Annotated in this window: 22 protein-coding genes; 8 read left to right on the top strand and 14 right to left on the bottom strand. The window is 63.3% G+C overall.

Annotated elements, in window-relative coordinates; genetic code table 11:
- Positions 1–23: 23 nt before the first annotated feature.
- From tcyN to J4P02_RS27870, 4 genes are all read right to left on the bottom strand, one after another.
- On the bottom strand, positions 24–785 hold the full coding sequence (gene tcyN, locus J4P02_RS27885; protein ID WP_426196523.1) for an L-cystine ABC transporter ATP-binding protein TcyN: 762 nt from the start codon (positions 783–785) through the stop codon (positions 24–26).
- A 4-nt stretch (positions 786–789) separates the two neighbouring features.
- A complete protein-coding gene (tcyL, locus tag J4P02_RS27880; RefSeq protein WP_402892981.1) occupies positions 790–1455 on the bottom strand; it encodes a cystine ABC transporter permease in 666 nt (221 codons plus the stop codon).
- A complete protein-coding gene (gene tcyJ, locus J4P02_RS27875; RefSeq protein WP_426196472.1) occupies positions 1455–2252 on the bottom strand; it encodes a cystine ABC transporter substrate-binding protein in 798 nt (265 codons plus the stop codon). The genes tcyL and tcyJ overlap by 1 nt, the downstream gene beginning before the upstream one ends.
- Positions 2253–2573: 321 nt before the next feature.
- Positions 2574–3569 (bottom strand): D-cysteine desulfhydrase, encoded by a 996-nt coding sequence (locus J4P02_RS27870; protein WP_426196470.1) that lies wholly within the window; start codon positions 3567–3569, stop codon positions 2574–2576.
- Positions 3570–3758: 189 nt separating this feature from the next.
- Here J4P02_RS27870 and epsC point away from each other — a divergent pair, with 189 nt between their 5' ends.
- Together epsC and betT are read left to right on the top strand one after the other, a co-directional pair.
- On the top strand, positions 3759–4685 hold the full coding sequence (gene epsC / locus J4P02_RS27865) for a serine O-acetyltransferase EpsC (RefSeq protein WP_426196468.1): 927 nt from the start codon (positions 3759–3761) through the stop codon (positions 4683–4685).
- A gap of 406 nt (positions 4686–5091) precedes the next feature.
- Positions 5092–7053 (top strand): choline transporter BetT, encoded by a 1962-nt coding sequence (betT, locus tag J4P02_RS27860; protein ID WP_426196521.1) that lies wholly within the window; start codon positions 5092–5094, stop codon positions 7051–7053.
- Positions 7054–7062: 9 nt separating this feature from the next.
- On the opposite strand, the gene J4P02_RS27855 is transcribed toward betT, so the two are convergent.
- Positions 7063–7320: a hypothetical protein gene (locus J4P02_RS27855; protein ID WP_426196466.1), complete on the bottom strand. Its 258-nt coding sequence runs from the start codon at positions 7318–7320 to the stop codon at positions 7063–7065.
- Between the two features lie 51 nt (positions 7321–7371).
- Positions 7372–8112, bottom strand: a complete 741-nt coding sequence (locus tag J4P02_RS27850) for an SDR family oxidoreductase (RefSeq protein ID WP_426196464.1) — start codon at positions 8110–8112, stop codon at positions 7372–7374.
- A 122-nt stretch (positions 8113–8234) separates the two neighbouring features.
- On the opposite strand from J4P02_RS27850, the gene J4P02_RS27845 reads away from it, so the two are divergent.
- From J4P02_RS27845 to mgrA, 3 genes are all read left to right on the top strand, one after another.
- Positions 8235–9125, top strand: coding sequence for a LysR family transcriptional regulator (locus J4P02_RS27845; RefSeq protein ID WP_426196462.1), 891 nt, complete (start codon positions 8235–8237; stop codon positions 9123–9125).
- A gap of 131 nt (positions 9126–9256) precedes the next feature.
- Positions 9257–9658 carry a type II toxin-antitoxin system HicB family antitoxin gene (locus J4P02_RS27840; RefSeq protein WP_426196518.1) on the top strand — a complete coding sequence of 134 codons (402 nt, stop codon included), beginning with the start codon at positions 9257–9259 and terminating at the stop codon, positions 9656–9658.
- A gap of 876 nt (positions 9659–10534) precedes the next feature.
- Positions 10535–11572 carry an L-glyceraldehyde 3-phosphate reductase gene (gene mgrA, locus J4P02_RS27835; protein ID WP_426196459.1) on the top strand — a complete coding sequence of 346 codons (1038 nt, stop codon included), beginning with the start codon at positions 10535–10537 and terminating at the stop codon, positions 11570–11572.
- Between the two features lie 79 nt (positions 11573–11651).
- On the opposite strand, the gene J4P02_RS27830 is transcribed toward mgrA, so the two are convergent.
- Complete coding sequence (locus tag J4P02_RS27830) at positions 11652–12842, bottom strand: HlyD family secretion protein (RefSeq protein ID WP_426196457.1); 1191 nt, start codon at positions 12840–12842, stop codon at positions 11652–11654.
- A gap of 76 nt (positions 12843–12918) precedes the next feature.
- On the opposite strand from J4P02_RS27830, the gene J4P02_RS27825 reads away from it, so the two are divergent.
- From J4P02_RS27825 to lpdA, 3 genes are read left to right on the top strand one after another with little or no spacing between them, the layout of a single operon-like run.
- Entirely contained in the window at positions 12919–14529 is a 1611-nt protein-coding gene (locus J4P02_RS27825) for a DHA2 family efflux MFS transporter permease subunit (RefSeq protein ID WP_426196455.1), read from the top strand.
- Positions 14526–15443, top strand: coding sequence for an alpha/beta hydrolase (locus tag J4P02_RS27820; protein ID WP_426196453.1), 918 nt, complete (start codon positions 14526–14528; stop codon positions 15441–15443). Before J4P02_RS27825 ends, J4P02_RS27820 begins: the two co-directional genes overlap by 4 nt.
- Positions 15440–16900, top strand: a complete 1461-nt coding sequence (gene lpdA / locus J4P02_RS27815) for a dihydrolipoyl dehydrogenase (RefSeq protein WP_426196451.1) — start codon at positions 15440–15442, stop codon at positions 16898–16900. The genes J4P02_RS27820 and lpdA overlap by 4 nt, the downstream gene beginning before the upstream one ends.
- 117 nt (positions 16901–17017) lie before the next feature.
- Here lpdA and J4P02_RS27810 read toward each other — a convergent pair whose 3' ends face one another.
- The 7 genes from J4P02_RS27810 to gshA form a co-directional block, all read right to left on the bottom strand.
- Entirely contained in the window at positions 17018–18220 is a 1203-nt protein-coding gene (locus J4P02_RS27810) for an XRE family transcriptional regulator (protein ID WP_426196449.1), read from the bottom strand.
- A gap of 3 nt (positions 18221–18223) precedes the next feature.
- Positions 18224–18901 carry a hypothetical protein gene (locus J4P02_RS27805; RefSeq protein ID WP_426196447.1) on the bottom strand — a complete coding sequence of 226 codons (678 nt, stop codon included), beginning with the start codon at positions 18899–18901 and terminating at the stop codon, positions 18224–18226.
- 311 nt (positions 18902–19212) lie between these two features.
- Complete coding sequence (tauD, locus tag J4P02_RS27800; RefSeq protein WP_426196445.1) at positions 19213–20052, bottom strand: taurine dioxygenase; 840 nt, start codon at positions 20050–20052, stop codon at positions 19213–19215.
- A 104-nt stretch (positions 20053–20156) separates the two neighbouring features.
- On the bottom strand, positions 20157–20996 hold the full coding sequence (tauC, locus tag J4P02_RS27795) for a taurine ABC transporter permease TauC (protein ID WP_426196443.1): 840 nt from the start codon (positions 20994–20996) through the stop codon (positions 20157–20159).
- Entirely contained in the window at positions 20993–21787 is a 795-nt protein-coding gene (gene tauB / locus J4P02_RS27790; RefSeq protein WP_426196441.1) for a taurine ABC transporter ATP-binding subunit, read from the bottom strand. Before tauB ends, tauC begins: the two co-directional genes overlap by 4 nt.
- 27 nt (positions 21788–21814) lie before the next feature.
- Positions 21815–22792 (bottom strand): taurine ABC transporter substrate-binding protein, encoded by a 978-nt coding sequence (gene tauA / locus J4P02_RS27785; protein ID WP_426196439.1) that lies wholly within the window; start codon positions 22790–22792, stop codon positions 21815–21817.
- Between the two features lie 247 nt (positions 22793–23039).
- Entirely contained in the window at positions 23040–24623 is a 1584-nt protein-coding gene (gene gshA / locus J4P02_RS27780) for a glutamate--cysteine ligase (RefSeq protein ID WP_426196436.1), read from the bottom strand.
- Between the last annotated feature and the right edge of the window lie 196 nt (positions 24624–24819).

Raw genomic sequence — 24819 nt, 5'->3', positions numbered from 1 at the left:
GCGGTGGGGTGGTATGTAGGGGGTCAGGCCGCGGAGGGGCCGGAGCTGATGAACTTGCTGAGGAACTGCCGGGTGCGCTCTTCCCTGGGGTTGGCGAACAGCGCCTTGGCCTCGCCCTGTTCGACGATCACCCCCTTGTCGAAGAAGATCACCCGATTGGCCACGTCGCGGGCAAAACTCATCTCGTGGGTGACGATGACCATGGTGCGTTTCTCCTGGGCCAGGCCGCGAATGGTCGCCAGCACCTCACCCACCAGTTCCGGGTCGAGGGCCGAGGTGGGTTCGTCGAAGAGGATCACCTGGGGTTCCATGGCCAGGGCCCGGGCGATCGCCACCCGCTGTTGCTGGCCACCGGACAGGCGCCTGGGGTAGGCATCTTCCTTGCCCGCCAGGCCGACCTTGGCCAGCAGCGCGCGACCCAGGGCCTGGGCCTGCTCCCTTGGGGTCTTCTTCACCACCAGCGGGCCTTCGATGACGTTTTCCAGGGCGGTGCGGTGGGGGAACAGGTTGAAGTTCTGGAACACGAAACCCACCTGCTGGCGCAGCTGGCGAATCCGCCCCTGTTGATGGTTCAGGGGGAGGCTGCCGTCGATGGCGATGTCGCCGATGCGGATGCGGCCGCTGCTGGGCTCCTCGAGGAAATTCAGGCAGCGCAGGAAGGTGGTCTTGCCCGAGCCGCTGGGGCCGATGATGGCCACCACTTCGCCTTCCTTGACCTCCATGTCGATGCCATTGAGCACCGTCTGGCCCTTGAACTGCTTGGTCAGTTTTTCCACCACGATCATGGCTTCAAGACTCCTGGTCATGCCGATTGACCCGCTCTTCCAGCCGGTTCTGCAGGTGCGCGAGCACGCTGGCGAGAATCCAGTAGATCAGGGCGGCGGCAAGATACATGGTGAATATTTCGAAGGTCCGGGCGGTGATCAGCTGCGCCTGGCGGAACAGTTCCGGCACCTGGATGGTGGCCGCCAGGGCGGTGTCCTTGACCAGGGAGATGAAGCTGTTGCCCAGCGGCGGCAAGGCGGTGCGCATGGCTTGCGGCAGGATCGCCCGGCGCAGGGTCTGGGCCCGGGTCATGCCGATGCTGGCGGCGGCTTCCCACTGGCCGCGCTCGATGGAGCCGATGGCGGCCCTGAGGATTTCGCAGGCGTAGGCCGCCATGTTCAGGGAAAAGCCGATCAGCGCCGCGGGCAGCGGGTCCAGTTCCAGCCCCAGCTGTGGCAGGCCGTAGTAGATCACGAACAATTGCACCAGCAGTGGCGTGCCGCGAAAGAACGACACATAGACCCGGGCAATCCAGCTCACCAGCTTGAAGCGCGACAGGCGCATCAAGGCCAGGCCAAAGCCCAGCAGCAGGCCGAAGAACATGCCGCCGAGGCTGAGGATGACCGTGTAATACGCGCCCTTGAGAAGAAATGGCGCTGAATCCAGCGCCAGTTGCAGGCCTGCTTCCATTATTGGGTAACGTCAGCGTTGAAGTATTTCTCCGAGAGCTTCTTCAGCGTGCCGTCGGCCCGCAGTTCCTCGATGGCCTTGTTCACCGCCGCCAGCAGTTCAGGTTCACCCTTGCGCAGGGCCACGCCGGCTTCCTGGCGGGAGAAGGGCTCGCCAGAAACCACCAGGGTGTCCTTGGTTTTCTTGATCAGCTCGAAGGCCGCCAGGCGGTCCACCAGAATGGCGTCGATACGGCCTACGCGCAGGTCCTGGTACTTGGTCGGATCGTCGTCGTAGGTCTTGATGATGGCGGCCGGCACATTGTCCTTGAGCCACTGCTCGTAGTTGGTGCCCAGGCCCACGCCAACCTTGTGCCCGGCCAGGTCGGCGGCGGTCTTGAACTTGCCTTCATCCTTTTTCTGGGTCAGGGCCTGGATGCCGGAGACGGTGTAGGGGGTGGAGAAGTCGTACTTCTTCTTGCGCTCCTCGGAGATGGTCACCTGGTTCACCACCGCGTCCAGGCGCTTGGATTCCAGGGCCGCGAGGATGCCGTCCCACTTGGTCGGTTGCAGCTTGACCTTGACCCCGAGCTTGTTCGCCAGGGCCTCGGAGAACTCCACTTCGAAGCCGGCCAGCTTGCCGTTTTCATCGACATAGCTGAAGGGTGGGTAGGTGCCTTCCAGGCCGACGTTGATCACGCCTGCATCCTTGATCTTCTGCAGTTGCTCGCCGGCAACCGCTTGCCCCATGAGTCCGGCACCGAGGGCCAGGCCCAGTGTGCCAATCAGCAGATTGCGACGCAGTACGGAAAAGTTCATGACAAGCCCCTGTGTGTTTTCTTATGCACGGTACGGGTGGGAAATGCAGGTCGATCGGTGAGCCGGAACAGACGTTTATCCTGCCTGAATGCAGCTTATGCGTCTTTTTGAAAATCAGCCTGTGGCGCGACTATAAGACGGCGCTAATAGGTTGAAAAATAATATAAATTTAGCTTGTTATGCCTTTTTGTGATTAACCGAGCCCCCCTTCCGTAGGAGCTGGCCGGGCGGCGTTCCGCTTGCCAGCGAAGGGGGCCCCAAGAACGCTGCAAGACTCAAGGGCCTCTTCGCCGGCAAGCCGGCTCCTACGCAAAACGGCTCCTACGCGAAGGAGCCGGCATAGGCGAACAGCGCCGGGGCGCCGCCGGTGTGCAGGAACAGGATCGGGCCCTCATCGAAACGCTGGCGGCCGATGCCGTCCAGCAGGCCGGCCATGGCCTTGCCGGTGTACACCGGGTCCAGCAGCAGGCCTTCCTGGCTGGCCAGTAGCTTGACCGCGGCCAGGGTGCCGGCATTGGCCTCGCCATAGCGCGGAGCGAAATACTCGTCCCAGAGTTGGACGTTGAACGCCGCGGGCAGATTGACCCCCAGCAGCTCGGCGGTGCGTTCGGCCAGGCCCTGGACCTTGGGTCGCTGGTCTTCTTCGCTGCGCGAAACAGTGACGCCAATCACCGGCAATTGCGGCAGCACCTCGCTCAAGGCCAGGGCCAGGCCGCTGTGGGTGCCGGCGCTGCCGGAGGCCAGCACCACGGCGGCGAACGCCAGGCCGCTGTCCTCGATCTGCTGTGCCAGCTCCAGGCCGGCGCGCACGTAGCCCAGGGCGCCCAGGGCATTGGAGCCGCCAATGGGCACCAGGTAGGGCTTCTTGCCGTTGCTGCGCAGGCGCGCGGCCAGGGCCTGCAACTGCTCGTCGGCGTGGTCGAGGTTGTCCACCAGTTCGACCTTGGCATCGAACAGCTCCAGCAGCAGGCGGTTGCCGTTGCCCAGGTAGTTGGGGTCGGTGGTGCCGATGGGGTTTTCCAGCAGGGCCACACAACCCAGCCCCAGCTTGGCGGCCAGGGCTGCGGTCTGGCGCACGTGGTTGGACTGGATGGCACCGGCGGTGATCAGGGTATCGGCGCCCTGGGCCAGGGCGTCGGCGGCCAGGTATTCGAGCTTGCGCAGCTTGTTGCCGCCCATGGCCAGGGGCGTGGTGTCGTCGCGCTTGACGTAGACATCGCGGCCGACCCAGGCCGACAGGCGTTGGAGTTTTTCCAGGGCGGTGGTAGACCCGAGCAGGTCGAGACGGTTAAAGCGGGCCAGCTGTTGTTTGATCATGAGTCCGCACGGAACAGGGAAGGTGCAAGGACTATAGGCAGGCCCATTTGCCTGGGCAACTGCGAATCGCTTATGCAAAAAAGTGCTTTTGGCCAAACAATTAGTTCTTAAACCTCACCGTGTCGGGGCGTAAAGTGATCGCCGTTTGCGCGGCCCGATTGTCCGGCCGCCCGAGTGAGGAGACTTATCGTGAGCGAGCGTTCCAGCCATTGGCAGTTGCAGACCATCGTTGGCCAACTGCGCGATGCCCGTGATCAGTGGCGTAGCAGCAACGGCCGGGTCAGCGGCGAGCAGGGCGGTCGCGAACTGCCGTCGCGAGCGGCCATGGCGGAGATTCTCGAGGCCCTGTGCGGCGCCCTGTTTCCCATGCGCCTGGGGCCGGTGGACCTGCGCGAGGAGAGCGAGGACTTCTACGTTGGCCACACCCTGGACGCGGCGCTCAATGCCCTGCTGGCCCAGGCCCGCCTGGAGCTGCGCTATGTGGCCCGGCAGAACGGCGAGGCCGATGCCGAGGTCAACGCCAAGGCCATTCGCCTGATCCAGGATTTCGCCCTGGCCCTGCCGGGGCTGCGGGTGTTGCTGGACACCGATGTGCTGGCGGCCTATCACGGCGACCCGGCGGCCCGCAGCGTGGATGAGGTGCTGCTGTGCTACCCGGGAATTCTGGCGGTGATCCATCACCGTCTGGCGCACCATCTGTATCGCGCCGGCTTGCCCCTGCTGGCGCGCATCAGTGCGGAAATCGCCCATTCGGCCACCGGCATCGACATTCACCCGGGGGCGCAGATCGGCCGCAGCTTCTTTATCGACCATGGCACCGGCGTGGTGATCGGCGAGACCGCGATCATTGGCGAGCGGGTACGCATCTACCAAGCCGTGACCCTGGGCGCCAAGCGCTTCCCGGCGGACGAGGACGGCCAGTTGCAGAAGGGTCACCCGCGCCATCCGATCGTCGAGGACGACGTGGTGATCTATGCCGGCGCCACCATCCTCGGGCGCATCACCATCGGCAAGGGTTCGACCATTGGCGGCAATGTCTGGCTGACCCGCAGCGTGCCGGCGGGTTGCAACCTGACCCAGGCCAACCTGCAGCACGACGACGGTTCGCAAAAATAAACGCCCCACCCTGTGGCGGCAGGCTGTTTGTGTAGGGAGCTGGCTTGTGTAGGAGCTGGCTTGCCAGCGAAGACGTCTTCGAGGGCAGTGCAAGGCTTTAGGGCCTCTTCGCCGGCAAGCTGGCTCCTACAGGATGCGTTTTTTTTGTGCTGAACGATTGCGTTCGACACGCCTCATACCCTCCCTTGAGCTAGCGTACGAAAAGTACCGCTGAGCCTTGCGATTAGTCCTCGACCGCCTATCCATGTTTAACTTGAACGCTTGTTCAAGTTAAACCGGTGGTTCGCCGCCCGCTCACAACAGGAGGCTTGCCTTTGCTGAGTCCGTACCTTTCAGCCATGTTCCATCCCTTCGAGGTGCACCTTTGATGAGTGCATCGTCCTCCCCCGCGAACACCCTGATTCGCATGAACCCGCCGGTGTTCTACTTCGCCGCGAGCTTTATCCTGGCCTTCGGCCTGGTGGTGATTTCCCTGCCCGAACAGGCCGGTGCCTGGCTGCTGGCAGCGCAAAACTGGGCGGCCAATACGGTCGGCTGGTACTACATGCTGGCCATGACCCTGTACCTGGTCTTCGTGGTGGTCACCGCCTTGTCCGGCTACGGCAAGATCAAGCTCGGTGCCGACCACGACGAACCCGAGTTCAGCTACCTGTCCTGGGCCGGCATGCTATTCGCCGCCGGGATCAGCATCACCCTGTTCTTCTTCTGCGTTTCCGAACCCCTGACCCACATGCTGCAACCGCCCCAGGGCGAGGCCGGCACCGCCGAGGCGGCGCGCCAGGGCATGCAGTTGCTGTTCCTGCACTGGGGCCTGCATGGCTGGGGAGTGTTCGCCTTCGTCGGCATGGCCCTGGCCTATTTCGCCTACCGGCATAACCTGCCGCTGGCCCTGCGGTCGGCGCTGTACCCGCTGATTGGCAAGCGCATCAACGGCCCCATCGGCTACGCGGTGGACGGCTTCGGCATCATCGCCACGGTGTTCGGCCTGGGTGCTGACATGGGCTTTGGCGTGCTGCACCTCAATTCCGGCCTCGACTACCTGTTCGGCATCGCCCATACCCAGTGGGTGCAGGTTGGGTTGATCAGCCTGATGATGGGCGCGGCGATCATTGTCGCGGTGTCCGGCGTGGACAAGGGCGTGCGGGTGATGTCCGACATCAACATGCTGCTGGCGGTGGCCTTGCTGCTGTTCGTGCTGTTCGCCGGGCCGACCCAGCACCTGCTCAATACCCTGATCCAGAACCTCGGGGACTACCTGGGGGCGCTGCCGGCCAAGAGTTTCGATGTGTACGCCTACAACAAGCCCAGCGACTGGCTGGGTGGCTGGACGGTGTTCTACTGGGCCTGGTGGATTGCCTGGTCGCCGTTCGTGGGTTTGTTCATCGCGCGGATTTCCCGCGGGCGGACCATCCGTGAATTCGTCTTTGGCGTGCTGTTGATTCCCCTGGGCTTCACCCTGGCGTGGATGTCGATCTTCGGCAACAGCGCCATCGACCAGGTGCTCAACCACGGCATGAGCGCCCTGGGAATGTCGGCCATCGACAACCCGTCGATGACCCTCTACCTGCTGCTGGAAACCTACCCCTGGAGCAAGACCGTGATCGCCGTCACGGTGTTTATCAGCTTCGTGTTCTTCGTCACCTCGGCGGATTCCGGCACCGTGGTGCTCTCGACCCTTTCCGCCCGTGGCAACAACGCCGACGAGGACGGGCCGAAATGGCTGCGGGTGTTCTGGGGCGCCATGACCGCGCTGGTCACCAGTGCGCTGCTGTTCGCCGGCAACATCGATTCGCTGAAGTCGGCGGTGGTGCTGACCTCGCTGCCGTTCTCGCTGATCCTGCTGCTGATGATGTGGGGGCTGCACAAGGCCTTCTACCTGGAGTCGCAACGGCGCATTGCCCAGCTGCACTCCCTGGCGCCAGTGGCGCCGTCACGTCGCGGCAAGGGCGGCTGGCGCCAGCGCCTGAGCCAGGCGGTGCATTTCCCGTCCCGCGATGAGGTGTATCGCTTCCTCGACCAGACGGTGCGCCCGGCCATCGAGGAGGTGACCGCGGTGTTCGTCGAGAAGGGCCTGAACGTGGTCACCCAGCCCGATCCGGCCAACGACAGCGTGAGCCTGGAAATCGGTCACGGTGACCAGCATCCGTTCATCTACCAGGTGCAGATGCGCGGTTACTTCACCCCGTCCTTCGCCCGTGGCGGCATGGGCCCGAAAGAGCTGCGCAATCGCCGTTACTACCGGGCCGAGGTGCACCTGGCCGAGGGCAGCCAGGATTACGACCTGATGGGCTACTCCAAGGAGCAGATCATCAACGACATCCTCGACCAGTACGAACGCCATATGCAGTTCCTGCACCTGGTGCGTTGAGCCAGGCGCTCAGGCCCTGGCGAGCAGCAGATAGAGCGCCAGGGCCGCGAGCGGTACCGCGAACACTAGGCAGCCCACCAGCAACTCCGACCTCAGGGGTTGCTGGGCGCTGACCATGCCCACCGCACCGTTGATCACCGTCAGGGCCAGCCACAGGCCGATAAAGCCGTAGCTCAGGGTCTGCCGGCTGAAGCCCAGCCGTTCGCCGATAAACAGCACCAGGGCCAGCAGGATCAGGCCGAAGGTGATGATGATGGTGGTGTGCATGATGGCTACTCCGGGGTGCCGGCTAGCCGGCGCATGTATCGAGCATAGGCATCAAACCAGCCCGCCATTGGCCCGCAGGATCTGCCCGTTGACCCAGGCCGCCGCCGGGCTCGCCAGGAAGCTGACGATGCCGGCGATATCCTGCGGCTGCCCGAGGCGCTCCAGGGGCGGCATCTTGGCGAAGTTCGCCACCTGCTCCGGGCTCTTGTCCTTGAGGAACAGCTCGGTGGCCACCGGCCCCGGCGCCACGGCGTTGACCGTGATCTGACGCCCACGCAACTCCTTGGCAAAGACCTGGGTCAGGGACTCCACCGCCGCCTTGCTGGCGATGTACACCGCGTAGCCCGGCAAGTTGAGGCCCACCGTGCTGCTGGAAAAGTTGACGATACGACCGCCGTCATTCAGGCGCTCGGCCGCTTCGCGCAGGGTATTGAACGTGCCGCGGGTGTTGATGGCGAAAGTCTGCTCGTAAAGTTCATCGCTGTGCTCGGCCAGCGGCAGCACCTTGAGGATGCCGGCGTTGTTGATCAGCACATCGACCTTGCCCAGCTGGGTTTCGGTTTCCTCGAACAGCCGACGCACGTCGCTGGCGCTGGCCACATCGGCCTTGACCGCTATGGCTCGGTGACCGGCCTGGCGCAGTTCCACCACCAATTTCGAAGCCTCCTCGCTGCTGCTGGAGTAGTTGATCGCCACGGCGTAGCCATCACGGGCCAGCTGGCGGGCGATCACCGCGCCTATGCCGCGGGAGGCTCCGGTGATGAGGGCGACTTTGCTGGCTTGAGCGGTCATGGGAATGTCCTTCTGGGGGAGGGGAGTGGCCGCAGAATCACCGATTTACCCCTGTGGATAAATGCGCCAGAGTTGCCTTGACTGTTCAATATTCACCAACAATCAAGCCTGTGGAGTGCGCTGTGGATCAAGTCAAAGCGATGAAAGTCTTCGTGCGGATCTACGAGCGCAGCAGCTTCACCCTGGCCGCCGACGATCTGAATCTGCCCCGGGCGACCCTGACCCATACCCTCAACCAGTTCGAGGCCTGGCTCGGCACTCGGCTGCTGGAGCGCAGCACCCGCCGGGTACGCCCGACCCTGGATGGCGAGGCCTATTACCCGCGCTGCGTGCAACTGCTGGCGGAGCTGGAGGAGGCCGAACTGGCGTTTCGCACGGTGCAACCCCAGGGGCGCCTGCGAGTGGATATGCACGGCACCCTGGCCGGGCATTTCGTGATCCCGCGGCTGGGGCAGTTCATGCAAGGTTATCCACAGATCGAACTGGCTATCAGCGAGGCCGATCACTTCGTCGACCTGATCGCCGAAGGCGTGGACTGTGTATTGCGCGCTGGCCACCTGGGAGATTCCAGCCTGGTGGCCCGGCGGGTGGCGAGCCTGCGCCAGGTCACCTGTGCCAGCCCCGAATACCTGGCACGCCATGGTCAGCCCCACTGCCTGGGGGATCTGGCGGAACATCGCGCGGTGAACTATGTATCGCGCACTGGCAACCGGCTCTATCCCTTTGAATTCGTGCGCGATGGCCAGGTTCGCCAGGTGCATATCGACGGCGCCCTGTCGGTATTCGGCGCCGAGATCTACAGCGCTTCGGCGCTGGCCGGGCTGGGCATCATCCAGTGCCCGCACTATCACGTGGCCGAAGCGCTGGCCCAGGGGCGGCTGCGGGAAATCCTCAGCGACACGCCACCGCCGGCCATGCCGGTGTCGGTGGTCTACCCCCACAGCCGCCATCTGTCGCCGCGGGTGCGGGTATTTGTCGACTGGCTGGCCCAGGTGTTTGCCGAGGCGGAGTAGAGGCGGGCTGTGGTCAGGCGATGGGCCGTCAGCGTAGTGGTTAACTAAGTGTGTATGGTGTGTATTGCGCCTGCCTGGTTGGGTAAGGTGGGTTTGAAATGAGCCCGTTACTGCACGAGGAGTCCAACGAGATGAAATTTCCGGTGGTTCTGCACAAGGATGCCGACTCCGAATACGGGGTGATAGTCCCGGATGTGCCGGGCTGTTACTCCGCCGGCCAGACCGTGTCCCAGGCGTTCGAGAACGTCAAGGAAGCGCTGTCGCTGCATTACGAGGGGCTGGTGGCCGATGGCGAGCCACTGCCCCAGGTGCACGAGATCGACCTGCATCTGGACAACCCTGAATACGCCGGTGGCGTATGGGGGGTGGTGGAGTTCGATGTGACGCCGTACTTCGGCAAATCGGTGCGCTTTAACGCCACCTTGCCCGAGCATCTGCTCGAACGCATCGACCAGCGGGTCAAGCGTGATCAGCGCTACAGCTCCCGTTCCGGCTTTCTGGCGGCCGCCGCGCTGCGCGAGCTGTCTGCCTGACAATAGGCATCGCCGTTCGGCCGGGTGCTACGTTGGGCCCTGCTGTGTGCCCTTGGCTTTAGCTGCCCGTTACCCGCCGCTGCCGCAATGGCCGCCTCGGTGACGGGCCCCAATTCACTCCCCCTTTATGTGCAGGGGGGAGGCCCTTCTGGCATCCCTTCCAACCTCTTTTTAAGCCTATTTCGCGCCCTTTTTCCCTGCTCCAGGGCCGGGCAGAAGTGCTGCATGCGGTCTATAAATAATAGGCGCAGAGCCCTTGGATGGCGGGTTTCGACGCCTGGTTTGCTACCCGGAACCTGACGCCCATGACTGCTTGCCCGCACCCATTGGCGGCTGCATTTCGCCTATTGCCTCGAACGCCTGCCCCGGCCTTGCGCCCTGGCGACTGCCAGCTCGCTGATGGGGCAGATTGCCATCAATGCTAGCTACGATAAAGTACTGTGGTATGTAGTACGTAAATGCAAATATTCAGCACTTTCCCTTGCTTCATTCGATACAGGCCAATGAATGCCGAAATAGCTGTTTTTAGGGGCTGAGCGGCAGTTTTTGCCAGTAAATACGCAATAAATGCTGCTTGGTGGCCTGTGCTAGACAGGGTTTTTGGGTTTTTAGGGCGTTGAAACAGGCTGTTAGTCAGTACGAATTCGGTACGAAATCATGGTTGTCAGGCCCGAATGTGCAGATTGACGAGAATTCCACAGGAACTGCCACGGCCTACCTGGCTCAGAACAGCATGGGCAGGCCGGACACTGGGCCAGGCCAAGAGTCGTTATCACTGAAGAAGTCGTTTACCGGGGCCCTGCCACTGCTGGCGGTGCTCGAAGCCCGAGCGGCCCTATCGGTCGTATCGGGGCACTCCAATCCAGAGAGGATCCGATGACTTATCAAGCTGCCGAAAATCGCTATGAAGCCATGCCCTATCGTCGTGTCGGTCGCAGCGGCCTGGTCTTGCCGGCGCTGTCGCTGGGGCTGTGGCACAACTTTGGCGACAGCACGCCGATCGACACCCAGCGCGCCTTGCTGCGCACCGCCTTCGACCTGGGGATCAACCACTTCGACCTGGCCAACAACTACGGGCCGCCCTATGGCAGCGCCGAAATCAATTTCGGCCGCCTGCTGCAGGAAGACTTCAAGGCCTACCGCGATGAGCTGATCATTTCCAGCAAGGCCGGCTGGGACATGTGGCCCGGCCCCTACGGCCAGGGCGGTGGCTCGCGCAAATATGTGCTGGCCAGCCTCGACCAGAGCCTGCAGCGCATGGGCCTGGACTATGTGGATATCTTCTATTCCCACCGCTTCGACCCGGACACGCCGCTGGAGGAAACCGCCAGCGCCCTGGCCAGTGCGGTGCAGCAGGGCAAGGCGCTGTATATTGGCATCTCTTCCTACTCGGGGGTGAAGACCCGGGAAATGGTCGCGCTGCTCAAGGAGTGGAAGGTGCCGCTGCTGATTCATCAGCCGGCCTACAACCTGCTCAACCGCTGGGTGGAGAAGGATCTGCTGGACACCACCGAGGCGTTGGGGGTCGGGGTGATCGCCTTTACCCCGCTGGCCCAGGGCCTGCTCACCGACAAGTACCTCAATGGCATTCCCGAGGATGCGCGGGTCAATCGCCCGGGTGGCGGCTCGTTGCAGGCGGCGCATTTGTCCGAGGCCAATATCGCCCTGGTGCGGGCCCTGAATGAAATCGCCAGCAGCCGTGGGCAAAGCCTGGCGCAGCTGGCCCTGGCCTGGACCCTGCGCGATCCGCGGGTGACTTCGGCACTGATCGGCGCCAGTCGGCCGGAGCAGATAGTGGAAAACGTCGGTGCCCTGCAAAACCTCAGCTTCAGCGTCGAGGAGCTGGTGCAGATCGATCACTTTGCCCGGGAAGGGCGGATCAACCTGTGGGAGAAACCGTCGCTGGCGGAGTAGGGCGCCTGTTGGCGAATTGAAGGCAACGGCCTCCGGCAGAGGGATCTGTCGGGGGCCGTTTGCCGAGTGGCGAGGGCGCCTATCGGCTGCTGTTGGCGCTGATCGTCAGGGCGGGTCGGGTATCGGCCAGGGGCGCTTGCTGCGTATCGTCCAGGTCGACCCTGGCGGTCACCGACAGGCCCGGGCGCAGGCGTTGCAGATCCGCCTGTTGGGCGTCGAAGCGAATGCGTACCGGCACTCGCTGCACGATCTTGGTGAAGTTGCCGGTGCCCGGTTCGAAGGGCAGCAGGGCGAAGGTCGAACCCGAGCCCGGGGCCAGGCTGTCCACGGTGCCGGTCAGGGTCACTCCCGGCAGGGCATCGATGCGAATTCGCGTCGGCTGGCCCGGGTGCATGTGCTGGGTCTGGGTCTCCTTGAAGTTGGCCAGCACGTAGAGTTGATGCAGTGGTACCAGGGTCAGCAGGCGCGAGCCCGGTTGCACGTAATCCCCCACCTGAACCTGACGATTGCCCACGGTGCCGTCCATGGGTGCATAGACGGTGGCGTGGCGCTGGTCCTGTTGCGCCAGTTCCAGGCGAGCCCTGGCGCTTAGCACCCTGGCCTGGGCAATTTGCAATTGCGCCTGCAGGCGCTGGCGTTGTGCCAGGGTCACCGCCAGGTCGCTTTGTGCCACCTGCAGCAGGGCCTGGGCGTGGGCCAGGCCCTGCTCGGCCGAGATCGCCTGGGTGGTGTATTTGTCGACTTCGTTGCGGGCCACGGCGCCCGAATTGACCAGGGTATCGAAGCGCTTGCGCTCAGTGCCGGCGCGCAGGGATTCGGCCTGGGTGCTGCGGATCGACGTACGTGCCGCCAGCACTCGGGTATCGGCCAGGCGCTGTTGCGCGTCCTGGATCTGCAGCGCGGCCTGGGCCTGGGCGACTTGCGCCAGGCTGTCGGCCAGGTCGCCGCTGGCCAGGTTGACCCGGCTGTCGAATTCCTCGCTGTCGATTCGTACCAGGGGTTGGCCGGCGCTGACGTTCTGGTGGTCGCTGACCAGCACGGCGCTCACCAGGCCATGCACCCGTGGCGCGACCGAGGTGGCATCGGCGGCGATATAGGCGTCGTCGGTGCTTTCGCTGGAAGGCGCCAGCAGCACCCAGCCCACCCCGGCCATCACCAAAAGCAGGGCCGCAATCCCGGCGAACAGTGGCCGTCTGGAGCGCCGGCGCGGTGCTGAAGCCTCTGGCGTGGCCTGTTGCATGGCGCTCTGCGCCTGGGTGCTGTGCTCCATGTTGAAGCTCCATGGCAATTTATATTACGATCATAATATTCATGTGATGGGCGAAATTCTACCGGGGAGATTCAGCGTGACGACAAGCGTATCCGAGCTCCCGAGTGCAGCAGCCCAGGCACCTGCCCGGCGCAAGTTCCTGGTGTTCACCGTCATGGCCTTCGGCATGTTCATGGCGCTGATCGATATCCAGATAGTCGCCGCCTCGCTAAATGATGTGCAGGCCGGGCTCAGTGCCGGGCCCGATGAAGTGAGCTGGGTGCAGACGGCCTATCTGATCGCCGAACTGATCATGATTCCCTTCTCGGCCTTTCTCGCCCAGGCGCTGTCCACGCGCTGGCTGTTCAGTGCCAGCGCGGCGTTCTTCACCTTGTTCAGCATGGGCTGCGGGCTGGCCTGGAACATCGAGTCGATGATCGTGTTACGGGCGCTGCAAGGTTTTGCCGGCGGGGCCATGGTGCCCACGGTATTTGCCATGGGCTTCCTGCTGTTCGAAGGCAAGCAGCGGGCACTGGTGCCGGCGATTCTCGGCATGACCGCGGTGCTGGCGCCGACCCTGGGGCCCACGGTGGGCGGGCTGGTGACCTTCTACCTGGACTGGCGCTGGATCTTCTTTATCAACCTGCTGCCGGGCCTGTTGATTTGCATCGGCGCGGCCCTGCTGATCGATGTCGATCGTGCCGATCTGTCCCTGCTGCGGCGCATCGACTGGCTGCATCTGCTGGCTATGGCCCTGGCCCTGGGCTGCTTCGAATATGTGCTGGAAGAGGGCCCGCGCAAGGACTGGTTCGGTGACAGCGGGATTCTGATCGCCGCGTGGATTGGCCTGGTGTCCTTTGGCCTGTTTATCGAGCGCTCGCTGTATTCGCTCAACCCGATCGTGTCGCTGGCGCCGTTTCGCGACCGCACTTTCAGCGTGGCCTGCCTGCTCAATCTGGTGATTGGATTCGGCCTGTACGCCTCGACCTATCTGGTTCCGGTGTTCCTCGGCCGGGTGCGCGGTTTCGACAGCCTGGAGATCGGCACCACGGTGTTTGTGGTGGGCATCGGGCAACTGCTGAGCACCGTGATCGCGGCCCGGGCTTCGGAGAAAGTCGACCGACGCCTGATCGTCTCGGTGGGTTTTCTGGGGCTGGCCCTGAGCCTGTGGCTGACCTCGCGCATCACCTCCAACTGGGGCTTCGGCGAATTGCTGGTGCCCCAGGTGGTGCGTGGCCTGTTCCTCATGCTGTGCATAGTGCCCAGCGTCAACATGGCCCTGGGTTCGTTCCAGGGCGTGGCGCTGCGCCAGGCCTCTGGGCTGTTCAACCTGATGCGCAACCTGGGTGGCGCCATCGGCATCGCCACGGTCAATACCTGGTTGCAGGACGACGCCCGGACCCAGGCGCTGCGCCTGTCCGAGTCCCTGGGCAGGCAAGCGACTGCCGCCCAGGAACTCATGGGGCAACTGGCCCTGAAAATTGCCGCCGACACACCCGACCCCGGCCAGGCCCTGCTGATGGCCCAGGGCGTCTTCGGCCGGTTGCTGGGGCGCGAAGCCCTGACCCTGGCCTTTGCCGACGTGTTCCGCCTGATGGCGCTGATGTTTGTGGTGGCGCTGTTGCTGGTGCCGCTGTGCAAGGGTGCCCTGGCTGGCCCAGCCGCCGTACCACCGACTAACCGCAATTCAGGAGACAGTTCCCCATGAGTACGCAAGAAGCATTGCCGATACCGCGCCGCGGTGGCTTCAGGAAGACCCTGTTCAAGGGCATTTACCAGGGGGTGCTGGGCGCGCTGCGCGCCAGCTTCTGGATCGAGTCGCGCTTGCTGCCTCGGCGTGCCGCGCGGCGAGCGCTGAAGATGTTCACCACGCCACAACGGCTGCGCCAGCCATTCCCGCCGACGCTGCCCAGGGCCACGGAGCAGGACCTGGACACCGCCGAGGGCCGCTTGCGCTGTTTTCGTTGGGCCCCGCCGCAGGCGCGTCGCCGAGTGTTGTTGATGCACGGCTGGAGTGGCGCCAGTACCCAGTGGCAGCACCTGATTGCACTGCTGCTGGAGCAGGAGTGCGAAGTGCTGTGCTTCGACTGCATCGGCCATGGCGCCAGTGGCGGCCGGCAGGCTTCGTTGCCAACCTTTGTCGCCATGCTCCACCAGGTGCAGCGGCAACTGGGGCCGTTCGACAGCCTGGTCGGCCATTCCCTGGGCGCCGCCGCTGCGGGCTATGCCTTGAGTACCGAGGTTGGTAGGGGTTTTGACCGGGCGGTGCTGTTGGCGGCGCCGGCGGATATCGAAGACGTGGTGCGGCGTTTCGCGGCGTTCCTGTGGATCAACGACAAGGTTCGCCAGCGCCTGCAGTTGCTAGTTGAACAACGCTACCAACAGGACATGGCCAGCCTGGCGGTCAGCCGTTATGGCCCTCAGGTGCAGATTCCGGTGCTGCTGGTGCACGACCAGCAGGACCAGGAGATTCCGGCCAGTGACCTTCAATCCTTTGCCGCCGCCCTGCATCACCGGCAGGTCTTGGAAACCCGCGGGCTGGGCCATCTGAAGATTCTCAAGGACCGGGCGACCCTGGGCGCCGTGGTCGATTTTGTCTGTGCAGGGGAGGAGCGCGCATGAACCACGCCTACGATGTGATAGTGATCGGCGGCGGCCCTGGCGGTTATGTCGCCGCGATCCGCGCCGCGCAACTGGGGCTGAACACGGTCTGTATCGAGCGCTACCAGGGCAAGGACGGCAAGGTCGCCTTGGGTGGCACCTGCCTGAACCTGGGCTGCATTCCGTCCAAGGCGCTGCTGGACAGCTCCCTGCACTATGACCAGGCGCGTCACGGCTTTGCGCTGCACGGTATCTCGATCCTCGAGCCGCAGCTGGATGTGCCGGCCATGCTGGCGCGCAAGGATGCCGTGGTGCGCAATTTCAACGGCGGCATTGCCTCGCTGTTCAAGGCCAATGGCGTGGCCTTGCTGGAAGGCCACGGCAGGTTGCTGGCCAACCGGCAGGTACAGGTCACCGGCGCCGACGGCAGTACCCAGTGCATCAGCGGCCAGTACATCATCCTTGCGCCGGGTTCGCGGCCGATCGAGATCCCGGCGGCGCCGCTTGCGGGTGAGGTGATAGTCGATTCCAGCGGTGCCCTGGAGTTCACCCGTGTGCCCAAGCGCCTCGGGGTGATCGGCGCCGGGGTCATCGGGCTGGAGCTGGGCTCGGTGTGGGCTCGCCTGGGCGCCGAAGTGACGGTGCTGGAAGCCCTCGACAGCTTCCTGCCGGCGGTGGATCTGCAGATTGCCAGGGAGGCGCAGAAGATCCTCGGCAAGCAGGGCCTGGATATCCGCCTGGGCGCCCGGGTGACGGCTACTGAAGTGCAGGGTGACAGGGTCAAGGTCAGCCTCAGCGAGGCGGGCGAGGAGCAACAGCAGGTCTTTGACCGGCTGATTGTCGCCGTTGGCCGCCGCCCGCTGACCGCCGACCTGCTGGCCATCGACAGTGGCGTAGCGCTGGACGAGCGGGGCTTTATCCATGTCGACGAGCAATGCCGCACCAGCGTCCCCGGGGTGTTCGCCATCGGCGACGTGGTGCGTGGGCCAATGCTGGCGCACAAGGCTTCGGAAGAAGGGCTGATGGTGGTCGAGAGCCTGGTCGGTCATCGGCATCCGCTCAACTACGGGCTGATTCCTTCGGTGATCTACACCCACCCGGAAATCGCCTGGGTCGGCCAGACCGAGCAGGCCCTCAAGGCCCAGGGAATCGAGCTGAATATCGGCACCTTCCCCTTCTCCGCCAGCAGCCGGGCCCTGGCGGCCAATGACAGCGCCGGGCTGGTCAAGGTCATAGCCGACGCCCGCAGCGACCGGGTGCTGGGGGTGCATGTGATTGGCCCGGGCGCGGCGGAGCTGGTGCAGCAAGAGGCGATCGGCATGGAGTTCGGCACCAGCGCCGAAGACCTGGGCATGATGATATTCGCCCACCCGACCCTGTCCGAAGCCCTGCATGAAGCCGCGCTGGCGGTGAATGGCCGAGCGATTCATATCGCTAATCGCAAGAAGAAGCCGGCGCCGAGTTCTACTGCCAAGTAGTGCTTGGCCAATGGTAGGAGCGAGCTTGCTCGCGATGAATTTGAAGGCGACGCACGTTCCCAGTGAACGCGCGTTATCGTTCACGGCCATCGCGAGCAAGCTCGCTCCTACAGGGGATTATCTTTTATTGGGAAAGCCGAGAATTTCTGCGGTTTCACTAAAGAACTGATCCCTCGCCGAGCGTTTTCTGAGTTGCATATTGATGACCTGCGACTGGTCTGGAAGGTCAAAGTAGCCTTCATCCAGGCTGCACAGGCTTTCCAGAATAGGCACTGGCAAGCCCAGCAATTGCCTGACCTGGGACCTGGAAAGCACTTTGTTTTCCACCAGCATTTTCACGCCACGTGCAATCAGCTGTGGTCGTTCAAAATCAAAGTCGCCATCCATCGGCTCGCCTTTGACCCAGCCTCTGGCTGATCTAGCTTTCCACAGCCGAGTCGTCGTGGTGTCGTTGATGATTTCCAGATCCACGCAACGATGCACCATGGCCGCGACAGAGACTTTCCAGCGTGACTTCAACGCCAGCAAAGTATCCAGGGTGGGCCAGCGAATTTCCCGGAGGAAGCTTTCCGCAGGCATCAGGAAGGCGCTTGCGAAGCGGTGGGCCTGAGACTCAAGCAGCGCGTGGTTGGCGGCGTACTGTTCCTTGGAAATATGGCGGTGGAGAACAATGTGGCCGAGTTCATGGGCTGCATCGAAACGGTTCCTGATGCCGTTTGCCTTATCGGCGACCAGGAGTACATAAGGCCGCTGGTCCAGTTCGTACCAGTTTGAAACACCGTCCATTTTCAGATGGCCCAATGTGGTCCGGGCGCAGATGACTCCGGCGTTCTCGAGTGCTTGAACCACATTGGCAACAGGTGCGATTCCCAACCCCCAGGCGTGCCTGCATTCGCTGGCCATTTGCTCGATTTCCTGTTCGGAGATCACCTGGCAGTTGGTTTCTGTCAAATGCGGGACATTGACCGCCGCGAACTCAAGGCTTTCCTGAAGCTTGTAAGAAATATTCTGCAGCCACTCCAGGCGGACCTCGGCAATGTCTCGGGCATTGCTTGTGGTACTGACTTGGGAGCGGAAGAAAAATGGCGTGTTCTGAGCGGTTTCAACCGGCTGTTCAAGCAGCCAGTTTTCGCTGACGCCAAACACTTCACACAAGCGCTGGAAGGCTTCACCCTCAGGCTCCTGCAATCCATTTTCCCATTTTGAGATGTTTCCAGAGGTATGCCCCACCTTTTCGGCCAATGCTGTTTGGGTGATCCCCAAAGCGAGGCGCAACTGTTTGAGGCGCTCTGAGTAAAAGCTCGCGACTCCAGTTCTCATGGTTTACCTCTTGGCCACAGGCTTATCGGTGAGTTGGGCTTCGGCCTCTTCGATGCGCTGCATCTTATCTCGCAATACCACCAGCTCCATGGGTTTCTGTTCGTTGAGCGCCTCACCGGAGTAGCCTCCGAGCAGTTCCTCCAGGGGACAATTCATGTGAAAGCCCTTGCCATTGAAAAAGGGTACCGCGAGGGTGATGGCCCTGGGCTCCGATTGATCGGTTTCGTTGGGTGGAGGGGCATGGACGATGACCAGAGCGTGAATCAGCTTTTCGTCCAGCGCTTGTTGCAAACCGTCGATCCAGTCCAGTTGGGTCGGGGCGAGAAACTCGTTCAATGCTTTCAGTTCGCGTCGATGTTTTGCCTCGCGCACTTCTTTCTGCCACGGCAGGACAACGGCGGTAATGCGTACACAGCCAATTTTCAACAGAACGTAGTGGTGCCCACTCGGGTCGGTGGCCAGAACCACCGGACTCCAGCGTCGCAGGCTGGCCAGTGCGTCCTGGACCAGTGAGTGGCGCAATTGCCCTCGAAGATATTCGGCAGGAGTGTGAGCCAATAATGCCCGGGTCTCTTTCACTGCCTTCTGAAAGGTCTGGGGAAGCAGAACCTCCAACTCATCAAAAAAATCCTGATGAATCTGGCTCCTGATGAACTGCTGTATTTCTTCTTTGGTTGCCATGACTGTTCACCGCAATCTGTTTGATTGGCGGACTTTTAGGACAGATTCATGGCTTATCCAAGGTATTTGCCGCGTTTTAGCGCCGCTTTCTGGCTATTTGTGAAAATAGATTTTCCTTACGCATTCCAACGCCTTTGCCTGATTGTGGGGCCTTGCCTCACCTCTCTATAGTTTTGTCGCTCTTACCAGCATGCAAGCTTGTTACTTTCACGGTGCGGTATTTCTTTGCAACTCCCCCCACATATTTGTGGAGGGATCATCAGTCATCGCAATGGCCGCTCAGGCTGTCAGGAACTGCCGTTCACGCACTTTCAACGAAAGAACGGCACATCCCCCAGAATGGTCGCGCGTTGCATCACTCGGCGCTGCGGGCGGTAGTCGTCGACGGCGTAGTGCTGGGTCACGCGGTTGTCCCAGAAGGCCAGGTCGTTTTCCTGCCAGCGCCAGCGGATGGTGAATTCCGGGCGGGTGGCGTGGGCGAACAGCAGTGGGAGGATGGCGGCGCTTTCGCTCTCCGACAGTTCGTTGATCCTGGTGGTGAAGCCTTCGTTGACGAACAGCGACTTGCGCCCGCTGACCGGGTGGGTGCGGATCACCGGGTGCGACAGCGGCGGGTTGTTGCGCCGGGCCTGTTCCCAGCGCGCCAGGTCTTCGGGGGTATTGCCGAAGCGTTCCAGGGGGAAGGACTTGGTGAAGTCGTGGGTCGCGGTCAGGCCCTGCAGCAGGTTTTTCATCGGCTCCGACAGGGCCTCGTAGGCGGCGATGCCGCTGGCCCACAGGGTGTCGCCGCCGAACTCCGGCAGCAGCTTGGCGCTGAGCACCGCGCCCAGGGCCGGGGTGGGCAGGAAGGTCACGTCGGTGTGCCAGATGGCGTTGTCGCGCACGTCGGTTTCGGCGGTGTCGAGGATCAGCACTTCCGGCTGTTCCGGCACATGGGGGTAGATCGGGTGGATATGCAGGTCGCCGAAGTTGGCGGCGAAGTGCGCCTGCTGCTGTGGGGTGATGGGCTGGTTGCGTAGGAATAGCACCTGGTGCTTGAGCAGCGCCTGCTCGATGGCATCGCGCAGTTCAACGCTCAGTGGCTGGCTGATATCGACGCCGCTGATCTGGGCGCCGAGGGCGGAGCTTAAAGGGGTGATGGTCAGGCTCATGGTGGTTCTCGTATTCGCGGTGTTGCAGGAGCGGTCGCTGCCAGGCGTGGGGGCCTGTTCGCTGGCAAGCCAGCTCCTACACGGGGGAGAGGGATCGTTCGTTGTCAGTGAGATTGGCCGTGCCAGGGCACCAGTTTGCGTTGCAGGGCGCGCAGGCCCATTTCCAGGGCGAAGGCGATCAGGGCAATCACCAGGATCCCCAGCACCACCACATCGGTGACCAGGAACTGCGCGGCGGACTGCACCATGAACCCCAGGCCGCTGGTGGCGGCGATCAGCTCCGCCGCCACCAGGGTCGACCAGCCCACGCCCAGGCCGATGCGCACCCCGGTGAGGATGTCCGGCAGGGCGCTGGGCAGGATTACATGACGAATCAGCTGGGCCCGGGTAGCACCCAGGGACTGGGCGGCGCGCAGCTTGGCCGGGTCCACGGTGCGCACGCCGGTGGCGGTGGCAATGGCGATCGGGGCGAAGATCGCCAGGTAGATCAGCAGCACCTTGGACAGCTCGCCAATGCCGCACCAGATGACGATCAGCGGCAGGTAGGCCAGGGGCGGAATCGGTCGGTAGAACTCGATCAAGGGGTCGAGCACGCCACGGGCAATGCGGTTGGCGCCAATGGCGATGCCCACCGGTATCGCCGTCAGCACGGCAAAGCCCAGGGCCAGGCCGATGCGTTGCAGGCTCGCCGCCAGGTGCTGCCAGAGGGTGGAATCCATATAGCCGCTGGTGGCCAGCAACCAGCCTTTTTCCAGCACTGCCGATGGGGGCGGCAGGAACAGCGGTTCGATCAGGCCCGTGGCGGTGACCGCCCACCACAGGGCCAGCAGGCTGACCAGGGTCAGCATGCTGATCCAGCGGGTGCTCAGGCTGCGACGCACCGGCAGCGGCGCTTTCGGCTTGGCCTCACGGGTGGCGGTGGCGGGAATCTGGTAGCTGCTCATGGGCGCTCCTGCTGCTGGCTGGCGCTGCGCTGGGAGAACACCCGGGCCAGCACGTGTTCGCGGGTTTCGATAAACAACGGGTCGGATTTGATCGCCCGCGCTGATTCGCCGGCGGCATAGCGCTGGCCGAAGTCCAGGTGCAGGCGCTCGACGATCTGCCCCGGGTTGGGCGCTAGCAGGATCAGGTCGGTGGCGAGGAATACCGCTTCCTCGATGTCGTGGGTAATCAGGAACACCGGCTTGGCGGTGCGTTGCCAGACTTGCAGCAGCAGCTCCTGCATCTGCTCGCGGGTGAAGGCGTCGAGGGCGCCGAAGGGTTCGTCCATCAGCAGCACTCGCGGGTCGGCCGCCAGGGCGCGGGCCAGGCCCACGCGCTGCTTCTGGCCACCGGAGAGCTGCCAGATGCGGCGCTGGTCGAAGCCGGCCAGGTCCACCAGGGCGAGCATCTCCCGGGCCCTGGCCTCACGTTTGGCGCGGGCCACGCCGGCCAGTTCCAGGCCGAAGGCGACGTTGCCCAGCACGTCCTGCCAGGGCAGCAGGGCGTCATCCTGGAACACCACGCCGCGCTCGGCGCCCGGGCCCTGCACCGGCACGCCGTCGAGGCTGATGCGCCCGGCGCTGGGCGCGACGAAGCCGGCGATCAGGTTCAGCAGTGAGGTCTTGCCGCTGCCGGAAGGGCCCAGGGCAACCAGCAGTTGCTGCGGTCCCAGGGTCAGGGAAATATCCGCCAGCACCGGGTCGGCGGCGCCGGGGTACTGTGCGCTGATGCGCTCCAGTTGTAGCAAGGCCATGACGGCTATCTCCTGTCCTGAGGCGGATTACTCGGGGATGAACTTGGCGCTGACGTAGGGGGCGTAGTCCGGCAGTACGGCGTCGACCTTGCCCTGCTCCTTGAGGAAGGCGGCGGTGTCGGTGATGGCCTTGGTGATGGGCGCGCCGAGGCTCAGCACCTGGTCAGCGGCCAATGGGTAGACGTTGCCTTGCAGCAGCAGTGGGATATCGCTGGCCTTGGCTCCGGAGAGTTTCACCAGCTTGTCGAGGTTGTCCTGCTTGGCCAGCCAGGCCTGCGGGTCCTTGCGGTAGTCGGCGTAGGCATCCAGGGTGACCTTGGCGAAGGCGCTGACGATTTCCGGGTGCTTCTCGGCAAAATCCTTGCGCACTATCCAGGCGTCGAAGGTCGGCGCGCCGAACTTGGCCAGCTCACCGGAAGTGATCAGCACCTTGCCGTTTTCCTTGGCCACGCCCAGGGCCGGGTCCCAGACGTAGGTGGCGTCGATATCACCGCGTTTCCAGGCGGCGATGATCGCCGGCGGTGCCAGGTTGAGCACCTGGACCTTGGCCGGGTCGATGTTCCAGTGCTTGAGCGCCGCCAGCAGGCTGTAGTGGCCGGTGGAGACGAAGGGCACGGCGACTTTCTTGCCGATCAGGTCTTGCGGGTTGTTGATGCCGGAACCATCGCGGGCCACCAGGGCCTCGGCGGCACCGATCTGGGTGGCGATGAGGAAGGTCTGTACCGGCACCTTGCGGGTGATGGCGGCGGTCAGCGGGCTGGAGCCCAGGTAGCCGATCTGCACATCGCCGGAAGCGATGGCGGCGATCACATCGGCGCCGTTATCGAATTTGCGCCAATTGATCTTGGCCTGGGTGGCTTTTTCATAGCTGCCGTCGGCCTGGGCCACCTTGGCCGGGTCGACGGTGGTCTGGTAGGCGACGGTAAGGTCTGCAGCCTGGGCCAGGAAGCTCGCTGCAGCCAGGGACGCGGCCGCCAGGAGGCGAAGGGGGAAATGCAGTTTCATCGGGGGGCTCCTCATAGGCGGCCGGTGATCGGCGTTGGAGGAGACTAAATGATCTAAGAATGCAGAAATAAATAACTTATTTGCATTAGCTTATGAGGGGAAATACGGCCTGCTGTCGTGGCGAGGGAGCTTGCTCCCGCTGGGCTGCAAAGCAGCCCTCAACTCAGGCGGCGCGGATATTCGGGAATATCCGGTCGTCAGGTTTGGGGTGGCTACGCCACCCAGCGGGAGCAAGCTCCTCGCCACGCTAGTTGCTGATGGCCAGGATGCTGGCCTGGTAGGCGCCGACGAATACGTCGAAATCACCCACCTCGTTCTGTTCCAGGTCGGCTTGCTGTTCCAGGGATTTGCGCGCGGCTTGTTCGAAGGCGGCTTGCTCGTCCTTGGCCAGGGCCTGGCTGCGGAAATGCTCGGCGTGGGCCCGGCTCTGGCGCAGGGAGAACTGGCTGAAGCTTTCCTTGTGCGCGCTCATGGCCGCCAGCACCTGGGCCGAAGGGGTCAGGGACGCATCCTTGACCTTGGCCAGCTGGGCGTCCAGGGCCTTGCTGTGTTCGTCGCTGCCATGGCTCTGGTCCAGCAGCGCGGCCAGCGGGGCGATCTGCTCCAGCAGCTCGGCGGCCCATTGCTTCATCTCTACCGGCTGGCCCTGACGCTGCAGTTGCAGGCCCGGGCGCCGACCTTCCTTGACCACCGCGAGGAAGTTCGCGGAGGCGTTGCCGCACTCGTTGTTCTCCAGCAGCGGGCTGTCGTTGAGCGCGCAATACAGCAGGAAGGCGTCGAGGAAACGGGCTTCCTGGAGGTCGATGCCCAGGGGCAGGAAGGGGTTGATGTCCAGGCAGCGCACTTCGACGTACTGGATGCCACGGGCCATCAGCGCCTGGATCGGCCGCTCGCCGGTGTAGGTCACGCGCTTGGGGCGGATATTGGAGTAGTACTCGTTTTCGATCTGCAGGATGTTGGTGTTGAGCTGCACCCACTCGCCGTCCTTGTGGGTGCCGACTTCCACATAAGGCGCATAGGGCGTGGCCACGGCCTTGCGCAGGCTGTCGGTGTAGCTGTTCAGATCGTTGTAGCAAGGGGTCAGGCCGGCCTGGGCCTTGCTCTGGTAACCCAGGTCGCTCATGCGCAGGCTGGTGGCGTAGGGCAGGTACAGGGTCTCGGCGTCGAGCTGTTCCAGCTGGTGCGCGCGACCGCGCAAAAAGCCCGCGTCCAGGGCCGGCGAGGCACCGAACAGGTACATCAGCAGCCAGCTGTAGCGGCGGAAATTGCGAATCAGCGCGATATAGGCCGAGGACTGGTAGTCACGGTCGCTACCACTGAAGCCCTCGGCCTGCTTGAGCAGCGGCCACAGCGCTTCGGGCAGGGAGAAGTTGTAGTGGATGCCGGCGATGCACTGCATGGTCTTGCCGTAGCGCAGGGCCAGGCCCTTGCGGTACACGTACTTGAGCTGGCCGATGTTGGAGGTGCCGTAATAGGCGATCGGAATGTCTTCCTCGGCCGGCAACGGGCACGGCATCGATGGACTCCACAGGTACTCGTTGCCGAGCTTGCTGTAGGCGAAGCGATGAATCTTGTCGAGGCTGGCCAGGGTATCCGCCGGGTCCTTGAGGGCCGGGGTGATGAACTCCAGCAGCGACTCGGAATAGTCGGTGGTGATCTGTTCGTTGGTCAGCGCGGAACCCAGTTCTTCCGGGTGCGGGGTCTGTGCCAGGCGGCCTTCGCTGGTGACACGCAGGCATTCACGTTCGATACCGTGCAGGCACTGCTCGAGCAGGGAGAGGTTAGCGCGCTCGCCGAGCAGAGCCAGGCGGCGGTTGAGAAGTTCGCTCAAGTTGGATTCCTTCACGCGTCAGTCGCCCCAATATGGGGGTGGGCAGGACGGTCTACAAGGGTGAAGTTAAAACTGGCGTTTTCGCCTGGTTTTTGAGTCAAGCCGACTCGCTTGAAAACGCCAATCCTTCATCCCTGAATCTGGCTTCAGCGTGGGCAGGAAAACTCCGACGCCGCTTTTGCAGCGCCGAAATTAA

It is taken from the genome of Pseudomonas sp. NFXW11 (assembly GCF_049887815.1).
In the GTDB taxonomy this organism is placed as follows: Bacteria; Pseudomonadota; Gammaproteobacteria; order Pseudomonadales; family Pseudomonadaceae; genus Aquipseudomonas.
Note: the sequence above shows the minus strand (reverse complement) of the source record. Positions and strands in the feature narration are given on the sequence as shown.

Coding starts and splice junctions, on each gene's coding strand:
- J4P02_RS27855 (WP_426196466.1), bottom strand. CDS start 7,320: ATGCACACCACCATCATCATCACCTTCGGCCTGATCCTGCTGGCCCTG.
- tcyL (WP_402892981.1), bottom strand. CDS start 1,455: ATGGAAGCAGGCCTGCAACTGGCGCTGGATTCAGCGCCATTTCTTCTC.
- betT (WP_426196521.1), top strand. CDS start 5,092: ATGAACCCGCCGGTGTTCTACTTCGCCGCGAGCTTTATCCTGGCCTTC.
- mgrA (WP_426196459.1), top strand. CDS start 10,535: ATGACTTATCAAGCTGCCGAAAATCGCTATGAAGCCATGCCCTATCGT.
- tauD (WP_426196445.1), bottom strand. CDS start 20,052: ATGAGCCTGACCATCACCCCTTTAAGCTCCGCCCTCGGCGCCCAGATC.
- tauA (WP_426196439.1), bottom strand. CDS start 22,792: ATGAAACTGCATTTCCCCCTTCGCCTCCTGGCGGCCGCGTCCCTGGCT.
- J4P02_RS27870 (WP_426196470.1), bottom strand. CDS start 3,569: ATGATCAAACAACAGCTGGCCCGCTTTAACCGTCTCGACCTGCTCGGG.
- J4P02_RS27840 (WP_426196518.1), top strand. CDS start 9,257: ATGAAATTTCCGGTGGTTCTGCACAAGGATGCCGACTCCGAATACGGG.
- tauC (WP_426196443.1), bottom strand. CDS start 20,996: ATGAGCAGCTACCAGATTCCCGCCACCGCCACCCGTGAGGCCAAGCCG.
- J4P02_RS27850 (WP_426196464.1), bottom strand. CDS start 8,112: ATGACCGCTCAAGCCAGCAAAGTCGCCCTCATCACCGGAGCCTCCCGC.
- lpdA (WP_426196451.1), top strand. CDS start 15,440: ATGAACCACGCCTACGATGTGATAGTGATCGGCGGCGGCCCTGGCGGT.
- J4P02_RS27820 (WP_426196453.1), top strand. CDS start 14,526: ATGAGTACGCAAGAAGCATTGCCGATACCGCGCCGCGGTGGCTTCAGG.
- J4P02_RS27830 (WP_426196457.1), bottom strand. CDS start 12,842: ATGGAGCACAGCACCCAGGCGCAGAGCGCCATGCAACAGGCCACGCCA.
- tcyN (WP_426196523.1), bottom strand. CDS start 785: ATGATCGTGGTGGAAAAACTGACCAAGCAGTTCAAGGGCCAGACGGTG.
- tauB (WP_426196441.1), bottom strand. CDS start 21,787: ATGGCCTTGCTACAACTGGAGCGCATCAGCGCACAGTACCCCGGCGCC.
- J4P02_RS27805 (WP_426196447.1), bottom strand. CDS start 18,901: ATGGCAACCAAAGAAGAAATACAGCAGTTCATCAGGAGCCAGATTCAT.
- J4P02_RS27810 (WP_426196449.1), bottom strand. CDS start 18,220: ATGAGAACTGGAGTCGCGAGCTTTTACTCAGAGCGCCTCAAACAGTTG.
- tcyJ (WP_426196472.1), bottom strand. CDS start 2,252: ATGAACTTTTCCGTACTGCGTCGCAATCTGCTGATTGGCACACTGGGC.